The following is a 21,446-nucleotide window of genomic DNA, read 5'->3' as shown; positions in this document are numbered from 1 at the left end:
CGTGAAATATTTGATCAATCCAGCTGTTAGCCTGATGAATCGGTTGCCCATGGTCTACAAGTTCAGCCTAATAAGCATCTTGTTCCTGGGCCCGATCATTGTCCTGTCGTGGTTGGTTATTTCCAGCCTCAATCAATCCGTTCAAACCATGACCCGCGGTATCGAAGGCCTTGCCGAGCTTCGCAAGGTAGATCAGTTGCTGTCGGCGTCCATGACCTATCGTGATTATCAGGCGCCGGGTATTCTCAAGGATGAAGGTGAACTCCTGGGTAAGGCAGGCGCTGCTGCGGAGCAGATTGATGGCCTGCTGTCAGACCTTGCGGGAAACAACCGCTCGTTCGACTCTTCCGGTTCCTGGAGGGATCAGGTTCTGGCCTTGCAGGCGGAGTGGGAGCAACTCAAACAGGACGACAACTACCAGGGCAACATGGACCCTCAATTCAAGTATTACCACGAGTTTGTCCAGAAAGTGCTGGCCCTCCTGCCGGCCACCATTGAAATTTCCGGCCTTGGACAGGATGCTTCTCGGGAAAATCTGTTGCTGCTCGGGCTTGTCCGCAATGCGCTTCCTGAGGCGAGAACCGTTGTCGGCAGGGCTCGCTCGTACGGCATCTTTGCCCTGGTGGATGGCCAGGTGGGTTACAACCTGAGTGAAATTCTGAATGAAATCTATGACCAACTGACCAACCGCAGTTCCCTGTTGTCGCCTGCGTTGTCTATTGCTGTTGAAACCTCGCCCAAACTGGCGAGCAGGGCCGGGGGTGCCTTGACGCGGGTTGACGAAAGCCTGATGGCTCTGCGCGAACAGCTGGACCTGAACATCATCACGCCAATGCGCCTGGAGCAGCCCTGGCAGGAATTTGATGCCGCTGTTGCCACGCAGCTCGGCTACTACGACTCACTCAATGACAGCATTTTCGACGTGGTGTCATTGAATCTGGAGCGACGGCTGCAGAACGAGACCGCTCAACGCCGGCTGATCATTGGTGCGCTGATTGGGGTGATGCTCCTGGTGGTGTACCTGTACGTTGGCTTCTTCATGTCGGTGAGAACCGCCATCAATCGGTTCAGCGAGGCGGCTCGCAGCGTCGCGGCTGGTGATATGACCACACACATACAGCTTAATAATCGTGATGAGCTGGGCGAGCTTACAACCGAGTTCAACAACATGACCGACCGGATTGCTGAACTGATCCGTTCTGTTAGTGGCACCACGAGTGACGTTGATAGCCAGGCCGTGAGGGTCAACGATACCGCTGCAGCCAACAGCGAAGCGGTTGCCCGCCAGATGGAAGAAACCGGCCAGATCAACGAAGCCATGGGGCAGATGGTAGAGGCCGTCAACGAAGTGACCGAAAGTGCTCACCGGGTAGCGGACAGCGCCGGTAGCGCAGAACGTGATACCGAAAAGGGCCGCCAGGTTGTGGCGGCTACCGTGCAAACCATTAACCGTCTTGCGGCAGAAATCGCCGGTGCGGTAGAGGTAATCAATCGGGTCAGTTCAGACAGCGACAACATCAGCCAGGTGTTGGTGGAGATCAAGGCCATCGCCGAGCAGACCAACCTGTTGGCGCTGAACGCTGCCATTGAAGCGGCCCGGGCCGGTGAACAGGGGCGCGGTTTTGCGGTGGTGGCTGATGAGGTGCGCTCACTGTCTCAGCGCACCCACAAATCGACCGAAGAGATTGAAGGCATGATCTCCCGCCTGCAGGGTGGCGTTAAGGAAGCGGTCTCGGCCATGACCTCCAGCCACGATGCCACGGAGCAAACGGTTCAGAAATCCGGTGAGGTGACAGAAGCGCTGGACCGCATTGCTTCGGGCATCTCTGAGATTGTGGATATGAGCCACCAGATTGCCCAGGCTGCAGAAGAGCAGTCTGCGGTGGCCAAGAACGTCAACGCCAACGTGGAGCGTATCGGCGAGTTGGGGCAGAGCACCGCGTCCAACGCCGAGGAGACGCTGGCGTCGTCCCGCCAGATGTCTGAGCTGACGGCATCGCTTCAGCGGCTGGTAGAGGCGTTCAAGGTATAAGGCAGGTGCCTTTGATCAGAAAAATCCGGCCCTCAGAGGCCGGATTTTTTTTGTTCCCAGAGAATTTCCTGGCTGCCATCCCGGCGGGCCAGCACGCGGGCAATGACAAACAGCAGGTCAGACAGCCGGTTCAGATAGTGGCGGGACGCAGTATTGATAGAATCTTCGTGGCCCAGCGCTACCACCACGCGCTCTGCGCGACGGCAAACCGCCCGGGCCAGATGGCATTGTGCGGCGGCAGGGCAACCTCCGGGCAGAATGAAGTTCTTCAATGGCGGTAAGTCGGCATTATGCTCATCCAGGGTCTGTTCCAGCCAATCAATGTGGTCGTCGCTGATGACCTTGCTGCCAGGAATTGCGAACTCGCCGCCAAGATCAAACAGGTGGTGCTGAATCCGCCGGAACGTCTCGATCAGGCCGTCACCGGCTGGTAGCGTTTCAATCAACACTCCGATGTGACAGTTGAGTTCATCCGCCATGCCCATGGCTTCCACGCGCTGGGCATTCTTGGCGATGCGGTTGCCATCGGCCAGCCCGGTAGAGCCGTCGTCACCGGTGCGAGTGTAGATTTTCGACAGGCGGTTGCCCATGTGTTTGCTCCCTGAATAAGTGATCAGTCCAGTTGTTGTACCCGTTCGGTGAGCATTTGGTTCACCGGTGTTGTAATGCCGTGCTGCTGGCCAAGCCTGGCGAGGTAACCGTTGATGAAGTCGATTTCCGTGGGGCGACCTGCCAGCATATCCGCGCGCATGGAGGAGGTGTTGGTGGCGGTTCTGCGGGCGACCGCCTCAATGCCGTCGCGCAGGGCTTCCGGGGCTTGCTTCGGTTGCGCTGCGGCGCCCAGCAGGCGGCTGATTTCTTCGCACAAGGGATCAATCCATTGCTGGTAGAACGGCTGCTTCAGTATCTCGCCGTTGGGGCAATCGAGAATGGCAGTAAAGGCGTTGATACCGGCGTTGATTACCAGTTTCTGCCAGAGGCGGCCGAGGATGTCCTGTTCAGGGTGAACCTCAAGGCGGCTTTCGGCAAGCTGCTGCGCAACCCGGTTCACCAGGGGTTGCCCGGTAGGGTTTAAAGCACCTACCCAGGTAGCGCCGCAGCCCGCGTGAACGGTCAGGCCTTGCTCGGGCCGGTTGGCGCCTTCGGTGGTGGAGGCTGCCAGCACCGGGCGTTGCGGCCAGGTTGCGGCAACCTGCTGTTGGCTGCCCAGGCCGTTCTGGAACAACACAATGGGTGTCGAACTGGCAATAGAGGGCAGGGCAGCTTTGAGGGCTTCGAGGGTATCGCCGGCTTTGGTGGTCACCAGTAACAATTCAGGTGACTGGCCGGGCTGTAGCCAGGGAATGGTAACGCCGAAGGATTCACCTTCGATGGGCTGAAAGCGGTAACAGATGGGATCGGGCGCCTGGCCCGGGCGGGGCACAAACGCTACCTGCCCGGCAGGTAGCGTTGCGGCCCAGAGCCGGCCCAGAGAGCCGGCGCCGAGGATGGCAATCATGGCCTTACATGGCCTCGATTTCAGCCCGTTGTGCGCTGAGCCGTTGCAGGCTGCCTTGCGCATCCTTCAGCTTCTCCTGCTCTTTCTCGACCACTTCGGCCGGGGCCTTGGCGGTAAACTTCTCGTTGTTCAGCTTGCCTTCCAGGCGGCCGATTTCCTTGTTCAGGCGTTCCAGTTCCTTGTCCAGGCGCTTGAGTTCGGCATCCTTGTCGATCAGGCCGGCCATGGGCACCAGCACTTCCATTTCGCCCACCAGCTGGGTGGCGCTCATGGGGGCCTTGTCGCCTTCAAACCATTCCAGTTTCTCCAGCTTGGCCAGGGACATCAGGAATTGGCGGTTGTCGTTCAGGCGGCGCTCGTCATCAGCATTGCCGCCTTTCAGCAGCACCGGAACCTGTTTGGCCGGGGAGATGTTCATCTCGCCACGGATGTTGCGTACGGCCACGATCACGCCCTTGAGCCATTCGATATCGGCGGCCACGGCGGCATCCTGCTTGCTGGCATCCGGCTGCGGGTATGGCTGGAGCATGATGCTGTCACCCTGTTTGCCGGCGAGCGGGGCAATGCGTTGCCAGATTTCCTCGGTGATGAATGGCATCATCGGGTGTGCCAGGCGCAGTACGGCTTCCAGCACCCGAACCAGGGTGCGACGGGTGCCGCGCTTGGCCTCGGCACTGGCGTTGTCGTCGCCCAGGGCTGGCTTGGACAGTTCCAGGTACCAGTCGCAGTATTCGTTCCAGATGAACTCGTACAGGGCATAGGCGGCCAGGTCAAAGCGGTACTGGTCCAGGTGGCGGATGACCTCCTGCTCGCAGTTCTGTAGTTCGCTGATGATCCAGCGGTCGGCCAGGGACAGTTCCACCGGCTCGTCGTTGACGCCACAGTCTTCACCCTCGGTGTTCATCAGCACGTAGCGGGCGGCGTTCCACAGCTTGTTGCAGAAGTTGCGGTAGCCTTCCAGGCGCTTCATGTCCCAGTTGATGTCACGGCCGGTGGTGGCCATGGCGGCCAGGGTAAAGCGCAGGGCGTCGGTGCCGTGGGCGGCGATGCCTTCCGGGAATTCCTTTTCGGTGCGCTTGCCGATTTTCTCAGCCAGCTTGGGCTGCATCAGGTTGCCGGTACGTTTTTCCAGAAGGTCCGGCAGGCTGATGCCATCGATCATGTCCAGCGGGTCGATCACGTTACCCTTGGACTTGGACATCTTGTCGCCGTGCTCGTCCCGGATCAGGCCGGTGACATACACAGTATGGAAGGGCACCTGGGGAGTGCCGTCTTCGTTTTTCATGAAGTGCATGGTCATCATGATCATCCGGGCGACCCAAAAGAAAATGATGTCGAAACCGGTCACCAGTACGTCGGTGGGGTGGAACGTCTTCAGGCGTTCGGTGATTTCCGGCCAGCCCAGGGTGCCGAAAGTCCACAGGGCGGAGCTGAACCAGGTGTCCAGTACATCGTCGTCCTGCTTGAGTTCCAATGTGTCTGAGAGCTGGTGTTTACTGCGCACTTCAGCCTCGCTCCGGCCGACATAGATGTTGCCGTCTGCATCGTACCAGGCGGGAATCCGGTGGCCCCACCAGAGCTGACGGGAGATACACCAGTCCTGGATGTCGCGCATCCAGGCGAAGTACATGTTTTCGTACTGTTTGGGCACGAACTGGATACGACCGTCTTCTACCGCTTCAATAGCCGGCTTGGCCAGGGTCTTGGCATCGGCAAACCACTGGTCTGTAAGCATCGGCTCGATGATCAGGCCGGAGCGGTCGCCACGGGGCACGCTCAGAACATGATCCTCGATTTTTTCGACCAGGCCCGCCAATTCCATGTCGGCGACAATCTGCTTGCGGGCCGCTTCCCGGCTCAGGCCGGCATAAGCGGCTGGCAGGGCGCTGTTAATCTCGGAATTCTCGGTGCCGTCCGCGTTGAAGACCTCGGCTACATCGCGAATATTGGCGTCCTGTGTCATGACGTTGATCATGGGCAGGTTGTTGCGCTTGCCCACGGCGTAGTCGTTGAAGTCGTGGGCGGGGGTGATCTTCACACAGCCGGAGCCCTTTTCAGGGTCAGCGTGGTGGTCGGCCACGATGGGAATACGGCGGTTTACCAGTGGCAGCAGGACGTGCTGGCCAATCAGATGCTGGTAGCGTTCGTCGTCCGGGTGGACGGCCACGGCGGTGTCGCCCAGCATGGTTTCCGGGCGGGTGGTGGCGACGATCACGTAGTCTTTACCATCCTGGGTCTTCTGGCCATCGGCCAGAGGGTAGCGCAGGTGCCAGAAATAGCCTTTCTCTTCCTTGTTCTCGACTTCAAGGTCAGAGATGGCGGTGTGCAGTTTCGGGTCCCAGTTCACCAGCCGTTTGCCGCGGTATACCAGGCCGTCTTCGTACAGGCGGATAAACACTTCCTGCACGGCTTTGTAGAAGCCTTCGTCCATGGTGAAGCGTTCGTTGCTCCAGTCCACGGAGTTGCCGAGGCGGCGCATCTGGCGGGTGATGGTGCCACCGGAGTGTTCTTTCCAGTCCCAGATGCGCTTGATGAATTCTTCCCGGCCCAGGTCGTGGCGGGTTTTGTCTTCTTCGGCGGCCAGTTTGCGTTCCACCACCATCTGGGTGGCGATGCCGGCGTGGTCTGTGCCGACGGTCCACAATGCGTTACGGCCTTGCATGCGCTTGAAGCGGGTGAGGGTGTCCATGATGGTGTGCTGGAACGCATGGCCCATGTGCAGGCTGCCGGTCACGTTGGGTGGCGGGATGGCGATGCTGTAGGAGTCGCCCTCGCCGCTGGGGCGGAAATAGCCTTTGGATTCCCAGTTTTCGTACCACTGGCGCTCGATGTTTTCTGGCTGGTAGGTTTTTTCCATGGGATTATGCAGTGACCGTTTTGGTTGATTCACATAGGGAAATTCTGAGTGGGCCGATTATACATGGTCGCTTTGGTTGCGGCGAACCTTCGAGGCTCGTCGGGGCTTCGGTTTCGGTAGCCTGCTAGGTTGGTGCTTTGTGGGGTTGAGGGTAGGCTTTCCAAAAAACGCTACGAGCACATCCATGTGCGCTTCGCTCCGGCCATCCATGGCCTACGAGATTTTTGGAAAGCCTACCCCCAACCCCACAGATTTGACTTTGTGCTGTTCGCTGGTGAGTTTAGCTTTTCGTTTTTTGTCCGTTTCGGTCCGTGAGCGTCCGTGGCAAAAATCTTTTTCCTTTCGTGTCCTTTCGTGGATTTAGTGGCAAAAAACAATCACCGCCGCCGCATATCATGCACCCGCGCCTCAATCCCCATCGTCCGCAGCTGCTTGTAATGCCCCCGAGCCTGGTTTAGCACCGCCGGATCATTGTGGGCAACCAAGGCCAGCCGCCTGTAGTGGTCAGCATCTTCCGGCAGTGTCGAGGACAGCACGATAACGGTATCCCAGTCCGTGGCGGCCGGCGGGTAAAGCAGGATGCCTACCGGGTCGGGGCAGGGGGTGGTTGGGTCTTGGGCGATGCTGTGGGGGATGAAGGCATCGGGCGCGAGGTTCCACAGCAGGTCGTCGAGTTCTTTGGCCTGGTCTTCGGTGTCGCAGAGGATGCAAACGCGGTCGCCCTGCTGCCAGGCTTTGTCCACGAGTTTGGCGGCGTGGAGGTTGCGGGCTACGGGGGTGTTTTGGGCTAGGATGTGGAACCAGTAGCGCTGGTTCTGGTCGTCCCGGCCGGAGGGGGCGGCAGCGGTGCTGCCGGCCTCCGGTGGGTTTGGCTGATTATCCTGCATGGGACATCAGGTAGTCGACCAGCAGGGGAACCGGGCGGCCGGTGGATCCTTTGGCTTTGCCGGAGTTCCAGGCGGTGCCGGCGATGTCCAGGTGGGCCCAGCGGTAGTCTTTTGCGAATCGGCTCAGGAAGCAGGCGGCGGTGATGGTGCCAGCGGGGCGGCCACCGATGTTGGCCATGTCGGCGAAGTTGCTGTCGAGCTGGCTCTGGTATTCATCCCATAGCGGCAGGCGCCAGGCGCGGTCGCCGGTGCGTTCGCCGGCGGCCAGCAATTCGTTGGCCAGTTCGTCGTTGTTGGACAGCAGGCCGGTGGCCTGGTTACCCAAAGCAATGATGCAGGCACCGGTGAGGGTGGCCATGTCGACCACGGCTTCCGGGTCGAACTTCTTGACGTAAGTGAGGGCGTCGCAAAGTACCAGGCGGCCTTCGGCGTCGGTGTTGAGGATTTCAACGGTCATGCCGCTCAGGGTGGTGACAATGTCTCCGGGGCGGGACGCGCCGCCATCCGGCATGTTTTCGGCAGCGGCGATGACGGCAACCACGTTGATCTTGGGTTTGGTTTCGGCCAGCACTTTCATGGTGCCGAACACGCTGGCGGAACCGCCCATGTCGTATTTCATTTCGTCCATGCCTTCGCCGGGCTTGAGGCTGATGCCACCGGTGTCGAAGGTGATGCCTTTACCCACCAGTACGTAGGGTTTGTCTTTGGCTTTGCCACCACGGTATTCCATCACAATCAGTCGCGGGGGCTGTTTGGAGCCTTTGCCCACGGCCAGGATGGTGTTCATGCCAAGCTTTTCCATCTGTTTTTCATCAAGTACTTCGGTCTTGATGCAGTCGTGTTCCCTGGCCATGTTCTTGGCCTGCTCGGCGAGCCAGACTGGGTGGCAGATGTTGGGCGGAGTGTTGCCCAGATCTTTGGTGTAATTCATGCCCCGGCCGGTAGCCAGGCCCTGGTTAAAGGCGTCTTTCAGGGCCTTGGCGGAACCGGAGGCCTGCACCACTACCTTCTTGAGTTTACGGGCAGCTGGCTTTTCACTCTTGAACTCGGTGAAGGTGTAGAGCTGGTCTTCCAGAATGCGTCCGATCAGGTTCAGGCGGGCTTCTTCGGAGCTGACTGCGTCCTCGCCCTGCAGGCTGGTGTCGGCCAGGCAGATCAGTGCGCTCTTGGATGGGCCGTCTTTCAGGACGCCCATCATGGCGATCAGTGCCTTGCGAAAGTTGGCTGACGTGCGGTCGCTGTCTTTGCCGGTGCCGACCACAACCACGCGCTGCCATGGTTGGTCGACCAGGGGCAGCGTGTTTACAGATGCGTTCTTGCCAGTCAGGTCGCCTGCTTTTTCAAGTTGCTTGATCAGCCCCCCCAGTGCTTCGTCTGCTACTTTTGTGGTTTCCGGCCACTCGCCCTTCTCAGGCACCGCGATAACCAGGCAATCGGTTTTGGTGGCGGTAATGGCTTTGCTGCTCAGGCTGAAATTCATGGCAACTCCCGTTGTAAGCTTGTGCTTATTGAATGTGGTAGGCGTTATTAATCCGATGCCAATAGGATTGGGGCAAAAGCTCTATTAATCAAGCGGCAGGCTTGTATCGTTACGATGGCTTTATCGTATTGGGCTTGTGCTGTTATTCATCGCCAAGGTTACATAGAATACCCGCAGTTTCCGTTATCGACCATCTCCCGCTTCGGCGCTGCCAGAGAGACTGATTTGAACATCGTTTTCCGTTACATCATTCGCCAGATTATGGTCAGCATGGTTGCTGTTTCCGGCATCCTGCTGCTGGTGTTTATGAGTGGGCGCTTTATCAAGTACCTGGGCAATGCGGCCGAGGGCGAGATTCCCGCCGGCGTTCTGTTCTCCATCATGGCGTACCGCTTTCCGGGATTTCTTGAGCTGATTCTGCCCCTTGGATTGTTTATCGGCATTCTGCTGGCATACGGGCGGATGTATCTTGAAAGTGAAATGACGGTGTTGTTTGCCTGCGGTGTCAGCGACAGGCAGTTGCTGGCGAAAACCCTGCTTGGCTGTGTTCCGGTGATGCTGGTGGTAGCTGGCATGAGCCTGTACGTGTCGCCATGGGGTATGAAACAGGTGGAGGCAATTTTCAACGAGGCGCGCACCGCCACAGAGTTTGAGATGCTGGCGCCCGGGCGTTTTCAGGACTTTACATCCGGTAGCCGGGTTACCTACACAGAGGCTTTGAGCGATGACAAACGACAGCTTCAGGGTGTGTTTATTGCAGAATACAATCTTAACGGCGAAGGGGTGACGCTGATTACTGCCGAGTCTGGTTCCCAGCTGATCGATCAGGAAACCGGCAGTCGTTTTCTGATACTTGAGAACGGCGGGCGTTTTCAGGGGCGCCCGGGCAACCTGGATTACAACGTTACCCGCTTTGAGGCTTATGGCCTGAAAATCATGGGGGGTGAGGCTGGTAACCGCGAGCTTGAGGAAGGCATCAGTACCATGGCGCTCTGGCAATCGGATAAGCCGGAGGATCGGGCGCTGTTGCACTGGCGCTTTTCACTGCCGTTGATTGTGCCCATCGTGACCTTGCTGGCGGTTAGGCTGAGCCGGGTTAACCCACGCCAGGGCCGGTTCTTTCACCTGTTGCCGGCGATGCTGGTTTATATCACCTATCTGGGATTGCTGATTGTTGCGAGGGACGCCCTGGCTGATGGGAAGGTGCCTGAGTGGATCGGCATGTTGTGGGTGCATGTGATATTCCTGGCGCTGGGGTTGTGGTTGCAGTTCGGGCCAGCCTGGTTGTACCGGCGCCGCCTGGAAAAGGAGGCCCGCGCCCATGCGTAGAATCGATGGCTACGTTATGCGCACCGTGGGCGGTGCCATGTTCCTGGTAATGATGGTGGTGTTGTCACTGGATGTGATTTTCGCCTTTATTGCCGAGCTGGATGATACCCGCAACGATTACCAGACCCTTCAGGCGCTCTGGTATGTGTTTCTGACCTTGCCAAGGCGGATCTATGACTACCTGCCGTTGGGTGCTTTCATGGGGTGTCTTGTTGGGCTGGGTGCCATGGCCAGCTCCTCTGAGCTGACGGTAATCCGGGCCGCTGGGGTTTCCATCCGCCGCATCGTCTGGTCAGCCATGAAGCCGGCCCTTGTGGTGGTGTTGCTTGGTCTTGCCATTGGTGAGTACGTTGCGCCAACAACAGAGCGCATGGCGCAGAGCGACAAGGCGGTGGCCCTGGGGGCGAGTAGAAATGTGGCTTCGGCCCATGGTGTCTGGCACAGGGAAGGGAACACCTTTATGCACCTGAATGCGGTTCAGCCGAATGGCGTATTGCACGGTGTGTCTTTGTTCCGCTTTGGCGACGACCGGCAACTGGAGGTGTCCAGTTTTGCTGAGAGAGCGATTTTCCAGGGTGATCATTGGTTGCTGGAGAAGGTCGTCTCCACGCGGATTGAGGAAGATCGTACTTTGCGCAACGAGCATGCTGTTTTGCGCTGGGAAACCGGCTTGTCACCCGAAGTGCTGAGTGTGCTGATTGTTAAACCGGAAAATCTTTCCATGGCAGGTCTGTACACCTATGCCAATTACCTGGGTGAGCAGGGGCTGACGGCGTCCCGATACTGGCTGGCATTCTGGAAGAAAGCGCTGATGCCGCTGGGTACGGCGGTGATGGTGTTGGTGGCAATTTCCTTTATCTTCGGCCCGTTGCGCTCCGTGACCATGGGCTTCCGGGTATTTACCGGGCTGCTGGTGGGCCTGTTGTTCAAGTACATGCAGGATCTGTTGGGGCCAATGAGCATGGTCTACGGTTTTAACCCGCTTCTGGCAGTACTGGCACCGATTCTGGTGAACGCAGTGGTGGGTGCTGTTTTGATGCGGCGGGCCGGCTGAGATGGCCGGCCCGGGCGCATTATTTTTTGTTTTTGGCGGTTTTTGATTTGTTTGGTGCGGGCACGGCCACAACCACGCTGTTGGATGCGCGATCGGTCAGCGACAGGCCGTTGATCGGGTAGAACAGGGCGATCACAGCGGGCACCGTGAGCAGGAGTGTCAGGGAACCAACGTAATAAGCGGCGATCATGGTTACTACGATCACTGCCGCTGCACTGCCATAACGCAGCAAGGCCTGGGTCCAGCTGACAGACGTGCCATCCAGGTTCTCAATGCGAATGCGCCATACCTGCATGCCCAGAGTTTGGCCGATGCGTGTCCAGAAGTAGGCAAAGAACAGGTAGAGCACAAGGAACAGGGTAAAGGTAAGCCCGGGGCCGCCTTCGAGTTCGCCAGCTTCGGCCATCTGCTCATACTGTTCCCAACCGGTAAGCCAGCCGGCGGCCATGGTGTAAGCCCAGGTGGCCACCAGCAGCACGGCAATGCTGATCAACCCATCGTAGATGATGGCCAGGGCCCGCTTGAGTGCGGTTGCGGGCGGTAAAAGTTCCTCGGCGTTATGAAAGCGTCGGGGCATGGAATCTCCTGTGAGGTTTCACGTTTTTCCTGTTCTCGGCGTGTGCTAGAGTAGCGGATTTGCACACACATGTAAGTATTCGTATTTCAATCGCGGACTTGCCGGCTATTCCGGCGGGTTTCAGGCAAGGTGTTTAAGGTCGAAAGGTATCAAAGGTCTATGAAAACCGCAGAGTTGCGACAGGCGTTTCTGGAATATTTCAAACAGCAGGGGCACACCATTGTGCCGAGCAGTTCACTGGTGCCGGCAGACGACCCCACACTGCTGTTTACGAACGCTGGCATGAACCAGTTCAAGGATACCTTCCTTGGCCGGGAAGAACGCGTCTACACCCGGGCGACCTCATCCCAGAAGTGTGTGCGCGCCGGTGGTAAACACAACGACCTGGAAAACGTTGGCTACACCGCCCGCCACCACACGTTGTTCGAAATGCTGGGTAACTTCAGCTTTGGCGATTACTTCAAGCGTGAAGCCATCAATTTTGCCTGGACCTTCCTGACCGGTAAGCAGCACCTGAACCTGCCCCAGGAAAAGCTCTGGGTAACCGTGTACGCGGAAGACGACGAAGCCTTTGATATCTGGAACAAAGAAGTAGGTGTTCCGGCTGAGCGGATTATCCGGATTGGCGACAATAAAGGTGGTCGCTACGCTTCCGATAACTTCTGGCAGATGGGCGACACCGGCCCCTGTGGCCCCTGCACCGAAATTTTCTACGACCACGGCCCGGATGTGGCGGGCGGACCTCCCGGAAGCCCCGAAGAAGATGGCGACCGGTACATCGAGATCTGGAACGTGGTGTTCATGCAGTACAACCGCACCGCCGATGGCGAGATGCTGAACCTGCCCAAGCCTTCGGTGGACACCGGTATGGGGCTGGAGCGGATTGCGGCGGTGCTGCAAGGTGTTCACAGCAATTATGAGATTGACCTGTTCCAGGATTTGCTCAAGGCGGCTTCCGAGATTCTGGGTGGTGCGGCGACCACCGAAGCCTCTCTGCGAGTGGTGGCAGACCATATCCGCTCCTGCGCCTTCCTGATTGCCGATGGTGTGATGCCGTCAAACGAAGGTCGTGGCTTTGTGCTGCGCCGGATCATCCGCCGTGCAGCCCGCCACGGTAACAAGCTGGGCGCAACCCAGCCGTTCTTCTACAAACTGACCGGCGCCCTGGTGGAGTTGATGGGCGAGGCCTACCCGCAACTGGTCAGCAGCCGCAAACAGATTGAGAAGGTGCTGTTGCAGGAAGAAGAGCAATTCGCCAAGACCCTGGACAAAGGTCTGCGACTGCTTGAGCAGGATATCGCTGAACTGAAGGGTACGGAAATTCCCGGCGAAACCGTATTTACCCTGTATGACACCTACGGCTTCCCGGTGGATTTGACCAACGACATCGCCCGGGAACGGGGCCTGACCCTGGACTACGAAGGCTACGAAAAGGCTATGGATGCCCAACGTGACCGTGCCCGTGCGGCCAGCAAGTTCGGCATTGATTACAACGCCGCCGGCATCACCATTGAGGGCAGGACCGAGTTCACCGGATATGACCACATTGACGGCCATGAACGCATTCGCACCGTTCTGGTGAATGGTGAAGAGAAGACCGCCGAGGCTGGCGATGAGTGCGTGGTGGTGCTGGAGCGTACGCCGTTTTATGCGGAATCCGGCGGCCAGGTTGGTGATACCGGCCTGCTAACCTGGAGCGGTGGTCGCTTCCAGGTAACCGATACCCGTAAGGAAGGCGACAACCACCTGCACGTGGGCACATTGGTAGAGGGCGAGTTGTTCCCGGGCCTGGAAGTGGATGCCCGTATTGATCACGCCCGTCGTGAGCGAACCAAGCGCAATCATTCCGCCACGCACCTGTTGCATGCTGCACTGCGCAAGGTGCTGGGGGAGCATGTCACTCAGAAAGGCTCGCTGGTAGATCCGGACAAACTACGCTTCGATTTCTCTCATTTTGAAGCGGTCACTCCGGAGCAGTTGAAAGAAATCGAGCGTCAGGTAAACGAACAGATCCTGGAAAATACGCCTGTTCAGGTCGATGTGACCGACATGGAGACGGCCAAAGAGAAAGGCGCCATGGCTCTGTTCGGTGAGAAGTACGGTGATGTGGTCCGGGTGTTAAGTATGGGGACTGAGAGTTATTCCGTGGAGCTTTGTGGTGGCACCCACGTGTCTCGCACCGGTGATATTGGCCTTTTCAGGATTACCTCGGAAAGCGGTATTTCCTCCGGTGTTCGCCGTATCGAGGCGGTGACCGGGTTCGGTGCCCTGGAGTGGCTGGACGCCACTGAACGCACCCTGCGCGAAACGGCCCGCCTGGTTAAAGGTACCCGTGAGACTGTAGTGGATAAAGTCCAGCAGGTTCTCGACCGTAACCGCCAGCTGGAAAAAGATGTCGACGCACTGAAAGCCAAGCTAGCCAGCTCGGCAGGCAGTGACCTTGCAGGTAATGCAGTAGAGGTGGCCGGGCTCAAAGTGGTCGCGGCAGAGCTGGAAGGCGCTGACCGCAAGGCGCTGATGGAAACCGCCGACCAGTTGAAGAATAAACTGGGCGAGGGTGTGGTGGTTCTGGCCACCGTGGACGACGGCAAGGTTACACTGGTTGCCGGCGTTACCAAGTCTGCTACAGGCCGCATCAAAGCCGGCGACCTGATGAAGCACCTGGCGGCGCAAGTGGACGGTAAGGGTGGCGGACGCCCTGACATGGCCCAGGGTGGCGGTAACGATCCGTCCAAGCTGGCGGATGCGCTGGCAGGCGTTCCGGCCTGGGTTGAACAAAATATCGGTTAAGCAACTGTTTTTGGACGCGGGCGGAGGTTTATAATTCCGCCCGCTTTATTTGATGGGCGGGCAATCGGTGCTCCGCCTCGAGTCCCCGGTTCGGAGTTTGGCAAAACATGGCTCTGTTGGTTCAGAAATTTGGTGGTACGTCCGTTGGTACAACCGAGCGGATTGAGGCGGTGGCTGACAAGGTGTGTCAGTTCCGTAAAGACGGGCACGATGTGGTGGTTGTGGTCTCGGCCATGAGCGGAGAAACCAACCGGCTGATCGCCCTTGCCAACGACATTATGGAAGATCCGGTACCCCGGGAAATGGACGTACTGGTATCGACCGGTGAGCAGGTCACCATAGCGCTGTTGTCAATGGCGCTGCAGAAGCGCGGTTGTGATGCCCGCTCCTACACTGGTCCACAGGTACGTATCCTGACGGACAGCAGCCACACCAAGGCGCGCATCAAACAGATTGATGAGCAGCGCATGCGTGAAGACCTGGACGCCGGGCGGGTAGTGGTTGTTGCAGGCTTCCAGGGTATTGATGAACACGGCAACATCACCACGCTTGGACGCGGCGGTTCAGACACCACGGCTGTGGCCCTGGCGGCTGCCCTGAAGGCTGATGAATGCCAGATCTACACCGACGTGGATGGCGTTTACACGACCGACCCGCGAGTTGTAGACAGCGCCCGCCGGCTGGATCGTATTACATTTGAAGAAATGCTCGAGATGGCCAGCCTGGGCTCGAAAGTGCTCCAGATTCGTGCCGTCGAATTTGCAGGTAAATATAATGTTCCATTAAGAGTGCTTTCCAGCTTCCAGGAAGGTGAAGGCACCCTGATTACTTTTGAGGATGAGAACGCCATGGAACAACCGGTTGTTTCCGGCATTGCTTTCAATCGTGATGAAGCCAAACTGACCATTTCCGGCGTGCCTGATACCCCGGGTAGCGCCCTGCGGATTCTGAAGCCGGTCAGTGATGCCAATATCGAAGTGGACATGATCGTCCAGAACGTGGGTGAGGATAACAAAACTGCGTTCACCTTCACTGTTCACCGTAACGATTTTAAACGTGCTCAGGAAGTTCTGCGTGGCATCACCAGTGAACTGGGTGCCGGCGAAGTAGGTGGTGACAGTAAGATTGCCAAAGTAAGCATTGTGGGTGTGGGTATGCGTTCGCACGCCGGTGTGGCAACCAAAATGTTTGAGGCACTTTCCAAAGAAGGTATTAATATTCAGATGATCTCCACCTCAGAAATCAAGATTTCGGTGGTGATCGATGAGAAGTATCTCGAACTGGCGGTTCGTGCACTGCACAGTGCGTTTGAACTGGATCAGGCCGGGGTGGACGAGGGCGCTTAACAGCAGGATGCTCGCAAGCGTGCCTTTTTGAGGTCATTGATAATAGCTATGGAGATGCGAAGGGGTATAAGTATTATTGCGTCTTTAGTATGATCAGTGATCTCTTTATAAAAGCTATAAGTACAACATTTTGTTGTCGGAACAGGTTGGTTTGGAATAGGGAGAAAGGGATATGTTGATTTTAACTCGCCGTGTTGGCGAAACTCTGATGATCGGTGACGAGATTACCGTTACCGTTCTGGGGGTGAAGGGGAATCAGGTACGTATCGGTGTTAACGCGCCGAAAGACGTCGCGGTTCACCGTGAAGAAATCTATCAGCGGATTCAGTCCGAAAAAGGCTCAGACGAGCCGGAACCGGGCAATAGCTGATCAATAGAAGCCGCTCACGGGAAACCTGAGCGGCTTTTTTGATGGTGGGGGAAATCGGGAAGAAAAAACTCGTGTCAACCCTATGAAAACAGAAAAATTATGGTAGTATACGCCCCGTTCTCAAGGAGAGGTGGGTGAGTGGCTGAAACCAGTTCCCTGCTAAGGAACCGTACGAGCAATCGTACCGAGGGTTCGAATCCCTCCCTCTCCGCCATTTCTTTTCGGGGAAACGAGAGCAGGTTGAAGTAGCATTCAACCATTGCGAAAGATGTGCGGCTGTAGCTCAGCTGGATAGAGTACCTGGCTACGAACCAGGCGGTCGGAGGTTCGAATCCTCCCAGCCGCGCCACTATCGCAAACCTGTTTTAAGCGGCTGTAGCTCAGCTGGATAGAGTACCTGGCTACGAACCAGGCGGTCGGAGGTTCGAATCCTCCCAGCCGCGCCATATTAAAGTCAACGCGCCTCAGCTTGTGCAGCCCACAGGTTGAGGCGTTTTGCGTTGTACAGCTGGGAGAATTTGAACCGATAGAGGTTCGGTTCAAATGAATCTTCGTACTGGTTAAAAGTTGTACAATCCCGCCTCTTCCTCCTATTCTTTCTGGTGACACCCAATCATTTGCCAGGGAGTGCTAGCTATGAACAAAACAATGAATGGCGGTTACGATAGCCACGATCAGGCCAAAAATACCTGGGACGATCTTATTGCCACGGGTATTCCGAGAGATAACGTTTATATCGATGAGGAAAACAAACTGGTTAAAGTTATCGTGCCGGAGGAAGCGGAGCGGGAAGTAAAGGAGATTTTTGACAGGCACCGGCTCCACTGACGAGGTTCAGCGTCTTCATTACAGGGGAGAGAAAGTCGGTAGCCGAGTGGTGTAGGTGCTACCGACTTTAGCTGAAGCGTTTGCTTACCACATCAGATCATCAGGAATTTCGTATCCGGCATAAGGGTCGTCATCACCCTTATCATCCTGGCCGCGGTCGTGCAGTACAATGACTGCCAGCTCATCCCGCTCCATGATCTTGCGGGCGACACCCTCGGCAACTACTTCATATTCGCCGTTAACAAACACCACGGCCAGGCGGCCGCGGGACAGTTGATCCACCATGGTGTCGTCAACAAAGATCTTTTTGATCTTCTTGTCGTGCACGAACTGGTAGGAGGTTTCTGCGCGGCTGCGATTCAGCTTGTTAGTCTCGACCAGTTGGCGAATCTGGGCCTGGATAGCTCTTTTCTCAGCTTCTTTCTGGCGCTCAAGATTCAGTTGCCGGTCGCGCTCGGCTTTTTCAAGCCGAGCCTGGCGAGCGCGCTCCTCGGTTTCATTTACCTGTACTGCGCCCTTGGGTTGCTGTTTGCGTTGTTTGCGCTTTTCGTTTCGGATGCTTTTGGCTTTTTTTTCATCAGCAAGCCCGGCCTTGAGTAATTGTTCCTGCAAAGACGCCATCAGTGACTCCGTGGATTCGTGATAAACTGCATATTATGAACCTCTAGTATACGCCGACGTTATTCCCGCAATAACCCACAAACCTTTACCTCGTGGATTTTTCTATGTCTTCTTTTAAAGAGCTGGGGCTTTCTCAGGCCATGCAGGCAAATCTGCAGCGGTTGGGTTTTGAGCAGCCAACTGGCATACAGATCAAGGCATTGCCGCCAGCCCTGGCCGGCAAAGATGTGATTGCCATGGCGCAGACAGGCAGTGGCAAGACGGCTGCTTTCGGCATTCCACTGGTGGAGCGCCTGAAGCCCAAGCAGTTTGCGGTGCAGGCGCTGGTGTTGTGCCCGACCCGGGAGCTGGCGGACCAGGTGTCCAAGGCTCTGAGAGAACTGGCGCGGGCAAAAGACAACGTTAAAGTGCTCACCCTGTGTGGTGGTGTTCCTGTAGGGCCGCAGATTGGCTCGCTCAGTCATGGTGCCCATATCGTGGTGGGCACGCCGGGCAGGGTTGATGACCACCTGCGCAAGGGCACGCTGACCCTGGACCGCGTGAACACTCTGGTGCTGGATGAAGCAGACCGAATGCTGGATATGGGGTTTGAAGAGGTGGTGTTGTCCATTCTTGAGCAAACACCGAAAGCCCGGCAAACCCTCCTGTTTTCCGCAACCTGGCCAGAGCCGATCCGGGCCATGAGCGAGCGCTTCCAGGTTGAGCCAGTGGATGTCAGGATCGAGGCAGAAGAGGCTACCAGCAGTATTTCAGAGGTGTTCTACGAAATATCGCCAGACCAGAAAGTTCGGGCAGTGGCAGCCTTGTTGTCTGAGTATCAGCCAGTATCTTCTCTGGTTTTCTGCACGACCAAGCGGGATTGCGACGAGCTGGCGCAGGCGCTTGAGGCGCTCGGCTTTGCTGCTATGTCACTGCATGGGGATCTCGAGCAGAAAGACAGGGACAGCACGTTGGTCAAATTCGCCAATCAGAGCTGCACGGTCATGGTCGCCACCGACGTGGCCGCTCGTGGTCTGGATATCAAAGCGTTGCCCCTGGTGATCAATGCAGAGCCGGCCCGCGACCCGGAAGTACACACCCATCGCATTGGCCGTACCGGGCGTGCCGGTGAACAGGGGCACGCGATTACTCTGTGCGCGCCCAGCCAGGGCCATAAAGTCTCGCGGCTTGAATCAGCTCGGGGGGAGTCTGTTGTCTGGGGTGATTCCGAAAGCCTGCTGGCGCAAGCATTACGCCCGGTGCGCCCGGCCATGAAAACCCTGTGCCTGGCCGGTGGCCGAAAAGACAAAGTGCGCCCGGGCGACGTGCTGGGCGCTTTGACGGGGGATGCGGGTATTCCGGGTACGGCAGTGGGAAAAATAGATTTGTTCGATTTCCAGTGTTTTGTGGCTGTTGACGAAGCCTGGGCAGATAAAGCTTTGGCCCGGCTTGAGAAAGGTAAGGTCAAAGGCCGCAAAATCAGGGTTCGTTATGCTTGATTCCGGTTGCTGAGGATCAGTAGGTTGAGTGTCAGATCAGGCCAGGAAGCTCGGAAAGTCCCTATAGAAATGTTTACTTCAGGTTGCTCCTGATCAATGAAAACGGTAAATTACGCAGGATTTTGCCTCCCGATTTGTTTGTTCCGGCCATTAGACTTTGGTCTGACGGCTGAAGGCGGCAAAGCGGGGAAATCATACAAATCAATACAGGTAGCTATTCGATATGAATGAGCTGATGTCACAAGCCGTCGAGTTGATGATTGCTGGTATGGGCTTTGTGTTTGCGTTCCTGGTTATCCTGGTTTTCGCGACACTGCTCATGTCCAAACTCATTGGACGGTTTGCGCCGCCAGAGCCGGCAACCCCGGCCAAAACGCCACGTGCCAAGCCGAAGGCGCCCGCGTCGGTTGATCCTGACACCGCCGAGGCCATCAAGAAGGCGATTGCACAATATCGGGCACGCCACAAGAAGTGACCCGTTGCACGATTAGAACCTTTTAACAGAAGGCTGACACGATGACTGATACCAAGAAACCGCTGGGGATTACGGACGTAATTCTGCGTGACGCCCACCAATCCCTGCTTGCCACCCGTATGCGGCTTGATGACATGCTGCCCATTGCCGAGAAACTCGACAAAGTCGGTTTCTGGTCTCTGGAATCCTGGGGTGGTGCTACCTTTGATTCCTGTATCCGTTACCTTGGCGAAGACCCATGGGAACGCATCCGCGAGCTGAAAAAAGCCATGCCCAACACCCAGCAGCAGATGCTGTTGCGTGGTCAGAACCTGTTGGGCTATCGCCATTACGCGGATGATGTGGTTGACCGTTTCTGTGAGCGTGCCGCCGAGAATGGCGTTGACGTGTTCCGTATTTTCGACGCGATGAACGATCCTCGCAACATGGACCGTGCCATCAAGGCTGTGCGTAAAACCGGCAAGCATGCCCAGGGCACCATTGCCTACACCACCAGCCCCGTGCACACCATCGACATGTGGGTTGAGCTGGCAAAAGAAGTCGCCGACATGGGTGCCGACTCGATCGCCATCAAAGACATGGCGGGCATTCTCAAGCCTTATGTAGCGTATGAGTTGGTCAGTCGTCTGAAGAAAGAGCTGGATATTCCGATCCACATGCAGTGCCACGCCACCACGGGCATGTCTACCGCTACGGCCATCAAGGCTGCGGAAGCGGGAATTGATAACGTGGATACCGCTATTTCCTCCATGAGTATGACTTACGGCCACTCGCCCACTGAGGCAGTCGTGGCCATTCTGGAAGGTACCGATCGTGATACCGGCCTGGACCTGAACCTGCTGGAAGAAATAGCTGCTTATTTCCGCGAAGTGCGTAAGAAATACGCCAAGTTTGAAGGCAGCCTCCGTGGAACCGATTCCCGCATCCTGATTGCCCAGGTGCCGGGTGGCATGCTGACCAACATGGAAAACCAGTTGCGTGAGCAGAACGCCAGCGACAAGTTTGACCAGGTTCTGGAAGAGATTCCCAAGGTTCGCGAAGACCTGGGCTTTATTCCGCTGGTAACGCCGACCTCCCAGATCGTGGGTACCCAGGCGGTATTGAATGTTCTGACCGGTGAGCGTTACAAGTCTATCTCCAAGGAAACGGCTGCCATCCTGAAGGGTGAGTACGGCGCAGCGCCGGCCCCCATGAACAAAGAACTGCAGGATCGTGTTCTGGATGGCAAGGAAGTGATGACCTGCCGTCCGGCGGATGTGCTTGAACCGGAAATGGACAAACTGACTGCGGAACTGAAGGACATCGCCAAAGAGAAGGGTATCAAGCTGGCAGAGCAGGAAGTTGATGACGTTCTGACCTACGCCCTGTTCCCGCAGATTGGCCTGAAGTTCCTGGAAAACCGTGACAACCCGGATGCGTTCGAACCGGTACCGAGTGCCGACGACGTTGCCCCCGCCAGGAAGGCCGCTGGCCCCGAGACCTACACCGTGGAAGTTAACGGCAAGAAGTACGTGGTTGCTGTTAACGAAGGTGGTGAGATCAGCCAGATTGAAGGCCAGGGTGGTGCCTCTGCGCCTGCTGCGGCAACACCAGCTCCGGCGGCCGGTGAGGGCGAACCTGTGGTAGCGCCTCTGGGCGGTAACATCTGGAAGGTTCACGTTTCTCCGGGTGACACCGTGGAAGAGGGCGATGTGCTGATTATCCTCGAAGCCATGAAAATGGAAACCGAGGTTCGCGCACCCAAGGCCGGTACCATCGGTGAAGTCTTCATCAAGGAGGGGGATGCCGTCTCCGTTGATGATGAAATGCTGACAATCGCATAAG

The 21,446-nt window shown here is 57.1% G+C and carries 17 protein-coding genes and 3 tRNA genes; 13 read left to right on the top strand and 7 right to left on the bottom strand.

Going from position 1 to position 21,446, the window contains the following annotated elements; all coding sequences use genetic code 11:
• The first annotated feature begins 1 nt into the window (after position 1).
• Positions 2 to 2,032 carry a methyl-accepting chemotaxis protein gene (locus ABIE59_RS14595; RefSeq protein ID WP_354448017.1) on the top strand — a complete coding sequence of 677 codons (2,031 nt, stop codon included), beginning with the start codon at positions 2 to 4 and terminating at the stop codon, positions 2,030 to 2,032.
• 32 nt (positions 2,033 to 2,064) lie between these two features.
• Here the strand turns inward: ABIE59_RS14595 and ABIE59_RS14590 are convergent, their stop codons facing one another.
• The 5 genes from ABIE59_RS14590 to ABIE59_RS14570 all read right to left on the bottom strand — a co-directional run bounded on the left by ABIE59_RS14590 (position 2,065) and on the right by ABIE59_RS14570 (position 8,754).
• On the bottom strand, positions 2,065 to 2,622 hold the full coding sequence (locus ABIE59_RS14590; protein WP_061332692.1) for a cob(I)yrinic acid a,c-diamide adenosyltransferase: 558 nt from the start codon (positions 2,620 to 2,622) through the stop codon (positions 2,065 to 2,067).
• Between the two features lie 23 nt (positions 2,623 to 2,645).
• Complete coding sequence (locus tag ABIE59_RS14585) at positions 2,646 to 3,530, bottom strand: ketopantoate reductase family protein (RefSeq protein ID WP_354448015.1); 885 nt, start codon at positions 3,528 to 3,530, stop codon at positions 2,646 to 2,648.
• Positions 3,531 to 3,534: 4 nt separating this feature from the next.
• Positions 3,535 to 6,387 carry a valine--tRNA ligase gene (locus ABIE59_RS14580; RefSeq protein WP_354448013.1) on the bottom strand — a complete coding sequence of 951 codons (2,853 nt, stop codon included), beginning with the start codon at positions 6,385 to 6,387 and terminating at the stop codon, positions 3,535 to 3,537.
• Between the two features lie 377 nt (positions 6,388 to 6,764).
• Positions 6,765 to 7,274 (bottom strand): DNA polymerase III subunit chi, encoded by a 510-nt coding sequence (locus ABIE59_RS14575; protein WP_354448011.1) that lies wholly within the window; start codon positions 7,272 to 7,274, stop codon positions 6,765 to 6,767.
• Positions 7,264 to 8,754, bottom strand: a complete 1,491-nt coding sequence (locus ABIE59_RS14570; RefSeq protein ID WP_354448009.1) for a leucyl aminopeptidase — start codon at positions 8,752 to 8,754, stop codon at positions 7,264 to 7,266. Before ABIE59_RS14570 ends, ABIE59_RS14575 begins: the two co-directional genes overlap by 11 nt.
• Before the next feature lie 225 nt (positions 8,755 to 8,979).
• On the opposite strand from ABIE59_RS14570, the gene lptF reads away from it, so the two are divergent.
• Both lptF and lptG read left to right on the top strand, forming a co-directional pair.
• Positions 8,980 to 10,083, top strand: a complete 1,104-nt coding sequence (gene lptF / locus ABIE59_RS14565) for an LPS export ABC transporter permease LptF (RefSeq protein ID WP_354448007.1) — start codon at positions 8,980 to 8,982, stop codon at positions 10,081 to 10,083.
• Positions 10,076 to 11,137 carry an LPS export ABC transporter permease LptG gene (gene lptG, locus ABIE59_RS14560; RefSeq protein WP_354448005.1) on the top strand — a complete coding sequence of 354 codons (1,062 nt, stop codon included), beginning with the start codon at positions 10,076 to 10,078 and terminating at the stop codon, positions 11,135 to 11,137. The genes lptF and lptG overlap by 8 nt, the downstream gene beginning before the upstream one ends.
• 19 nt (positions 11,138 to 11,156) lie before the next feature.
• Here lptG and ABIE59_RS14555 read toward each other — a convergent pair whose 3' ends face one another.
• Positions 11,157 to 11,714, bottom strand: coding sequence for an RDD family protein (locus ABIE59_RS14555; RefSeq protein ID WP_354448003.1), 558 nt, complete (start codon positions 11,712 to 11,714; stop codon positions 11,157 to 11,159).
• A gap of 159 nt (positions 11,715 to 11,873) precedes the next feature.
• On the opposite strand from ABIE59_RS14555, the gene alaS reads away from it, so the two are divergent.
• The 7 genes from alaS (at position 11,874) to ABIE59_RS14520 (ending at position 17,048) form a co-directional block, all read left to right on the top strand.
• On the top strand, positions 11,874 to 14,504 hold the full coding sequence (gene alaS, locus ABIE59_RS14550) for an alanine--tRNA ligase (protein ID WP_354448001.1): 2,631 nt from the start codon (positions 11,874 to 11,876) through the stop codon (positions 14,502 to 14,504).
• A 107-nt stretch (positions 14,505 to 14,611) separates the two neighbouring features.
• Complete coding sequence (locus ABIE59_RS14545) at positions 14,612 to 15,850, top strand: aspartate kinase (protein ID WP_138435531.1); 1,239 nt, start codon at positions 14,612 to 14,614, stop codon at positions 15,848 to 15,850.
• Positions 15,851 to 16,022: 172 nt separating this feature from the next.
• The gene (gene csrA / locus ABIE59_RS14540; RefSeq protein WP_354447999.1) at positions 16,023 to 16,220 is read left to right on the top strand and encodes a carbon storage regulator CsrA; all 198 of its coding nucleotides are present in this window, start codon (positions 16,023 to 16,025) and stop codon (positions 16,218 to 16,220) included.
• 124 nt (positions 16,221 to 16,344) lie between these two features.
• Positions 16,345 to 16,434 (top strand) — tRNA-Ser (locus tag ABIE59_RS14535).
• Between the two features lie 58 nt (positions 16,435 to 16,492).
• Positions 16,493 to 16,569 (top strand) — tRNA-Arg (locus ABIE59_RS14530).
• Between the two features lie 20 nt (positions 16,570 to 16,589).
• Positions 16,590 to 16,666 (top strand) — tRNA-Arg (locus tag ABIE59_RS14525).
• Positions 16,667 to 16,856: 190 nt separating this feature from the next.
• Positions 16,857 to 17,048 carry a hypothetical protein gene (locus ABIE59_RS14520; protein WP_354447997.1) on the top strand — a complete coding sequence of 64 codons (192 nt, stop codon included), beginning with the start codon at positions 16,857 to 16,859 and terminating at the stop codon, positions 17,046 to 17,048.
• A gap of 84 nt (positions 17,049 to 17,132) precedes the next feature.
• Here ABIE59_RS14520 and ABIE59_RS14515 read toward each other — a convergent pair whose 3' ends face one another.
• Positions 17,133 to 17,669 (bottom strand): DUF2058 domain-containing protein, encoded by a 537-nt coding sequence (locus ABIE59_RS14515; RefSeq protein WP_354447995.1) that lies wholly within the window; start codon positions 17,667 to 17,669, stop codon positions 17,133 to 17,135.
• A gap of 104 nt (positions 17,670 to 17,773) precedes the next feature.
• Here ABIE59_RS14515 and dbpA point away from each other — a divergent pair, with 104 nt between their 5' ends.
• The 3 genes from dbpA (at position 17,774) to oadA (ending at position 21,445) form a co-directional block, all read left to right on the top strand.
• Positions 17,774 to 19,147, top strand: coding sequence for an ATP-dependent RNA helicase DbpA (dbpA, locus tag ABIE59_RS14510; protein ID WP_354447993.1), 1,374 nt, complete (start codon positions 17,774 to 17,776; stop codon positions 19,145 to 19,147).
• 223 nt (positions 19,148 to 19,370) lie between these two features.
• Positions 19,371 to 19,622: an OadG family protein gene (locus tag ABIE59_RS14505; protein WP_138435533.1), complete on the top strand. Its 252-nt coding sequence runs from the start codon at positions 19,371 to 19,373 to the stop codon at positions 19,620 to 19,622.
• A 41-nt stretch (positions 19,623 to 19,663) separates the two neighbouring features.
• Positions 19,664 to 21,445 carry a sodium-extruding oxaloacetate decarboxylase subunit alpha gene (oadA, locus tag ABIE59_RS14500; RefSeq protein ID WP_354447991.1) on the top strand — a complete coding sequence of 594 codons (1,782 nt, stop codon included), beginning with the start codon at positions 19,664 to 19,666 and terminating at the stop codon, positions 21,443 to 21,445.
• Position 21,446 lies beyond the last annotated feature (1 nt).

The organism is Marinobacter sp. MBR-99 (assembly GCF_040547575.1).
GTDB lineage: Bacteria > Pseudomonadota > Gammaproteobacteria > Pseudomonadales > Oleiphilaceae > Marinobacter.
This window is presented reverse-complemented; position numbering and strand designations above follow the sequence as displayed.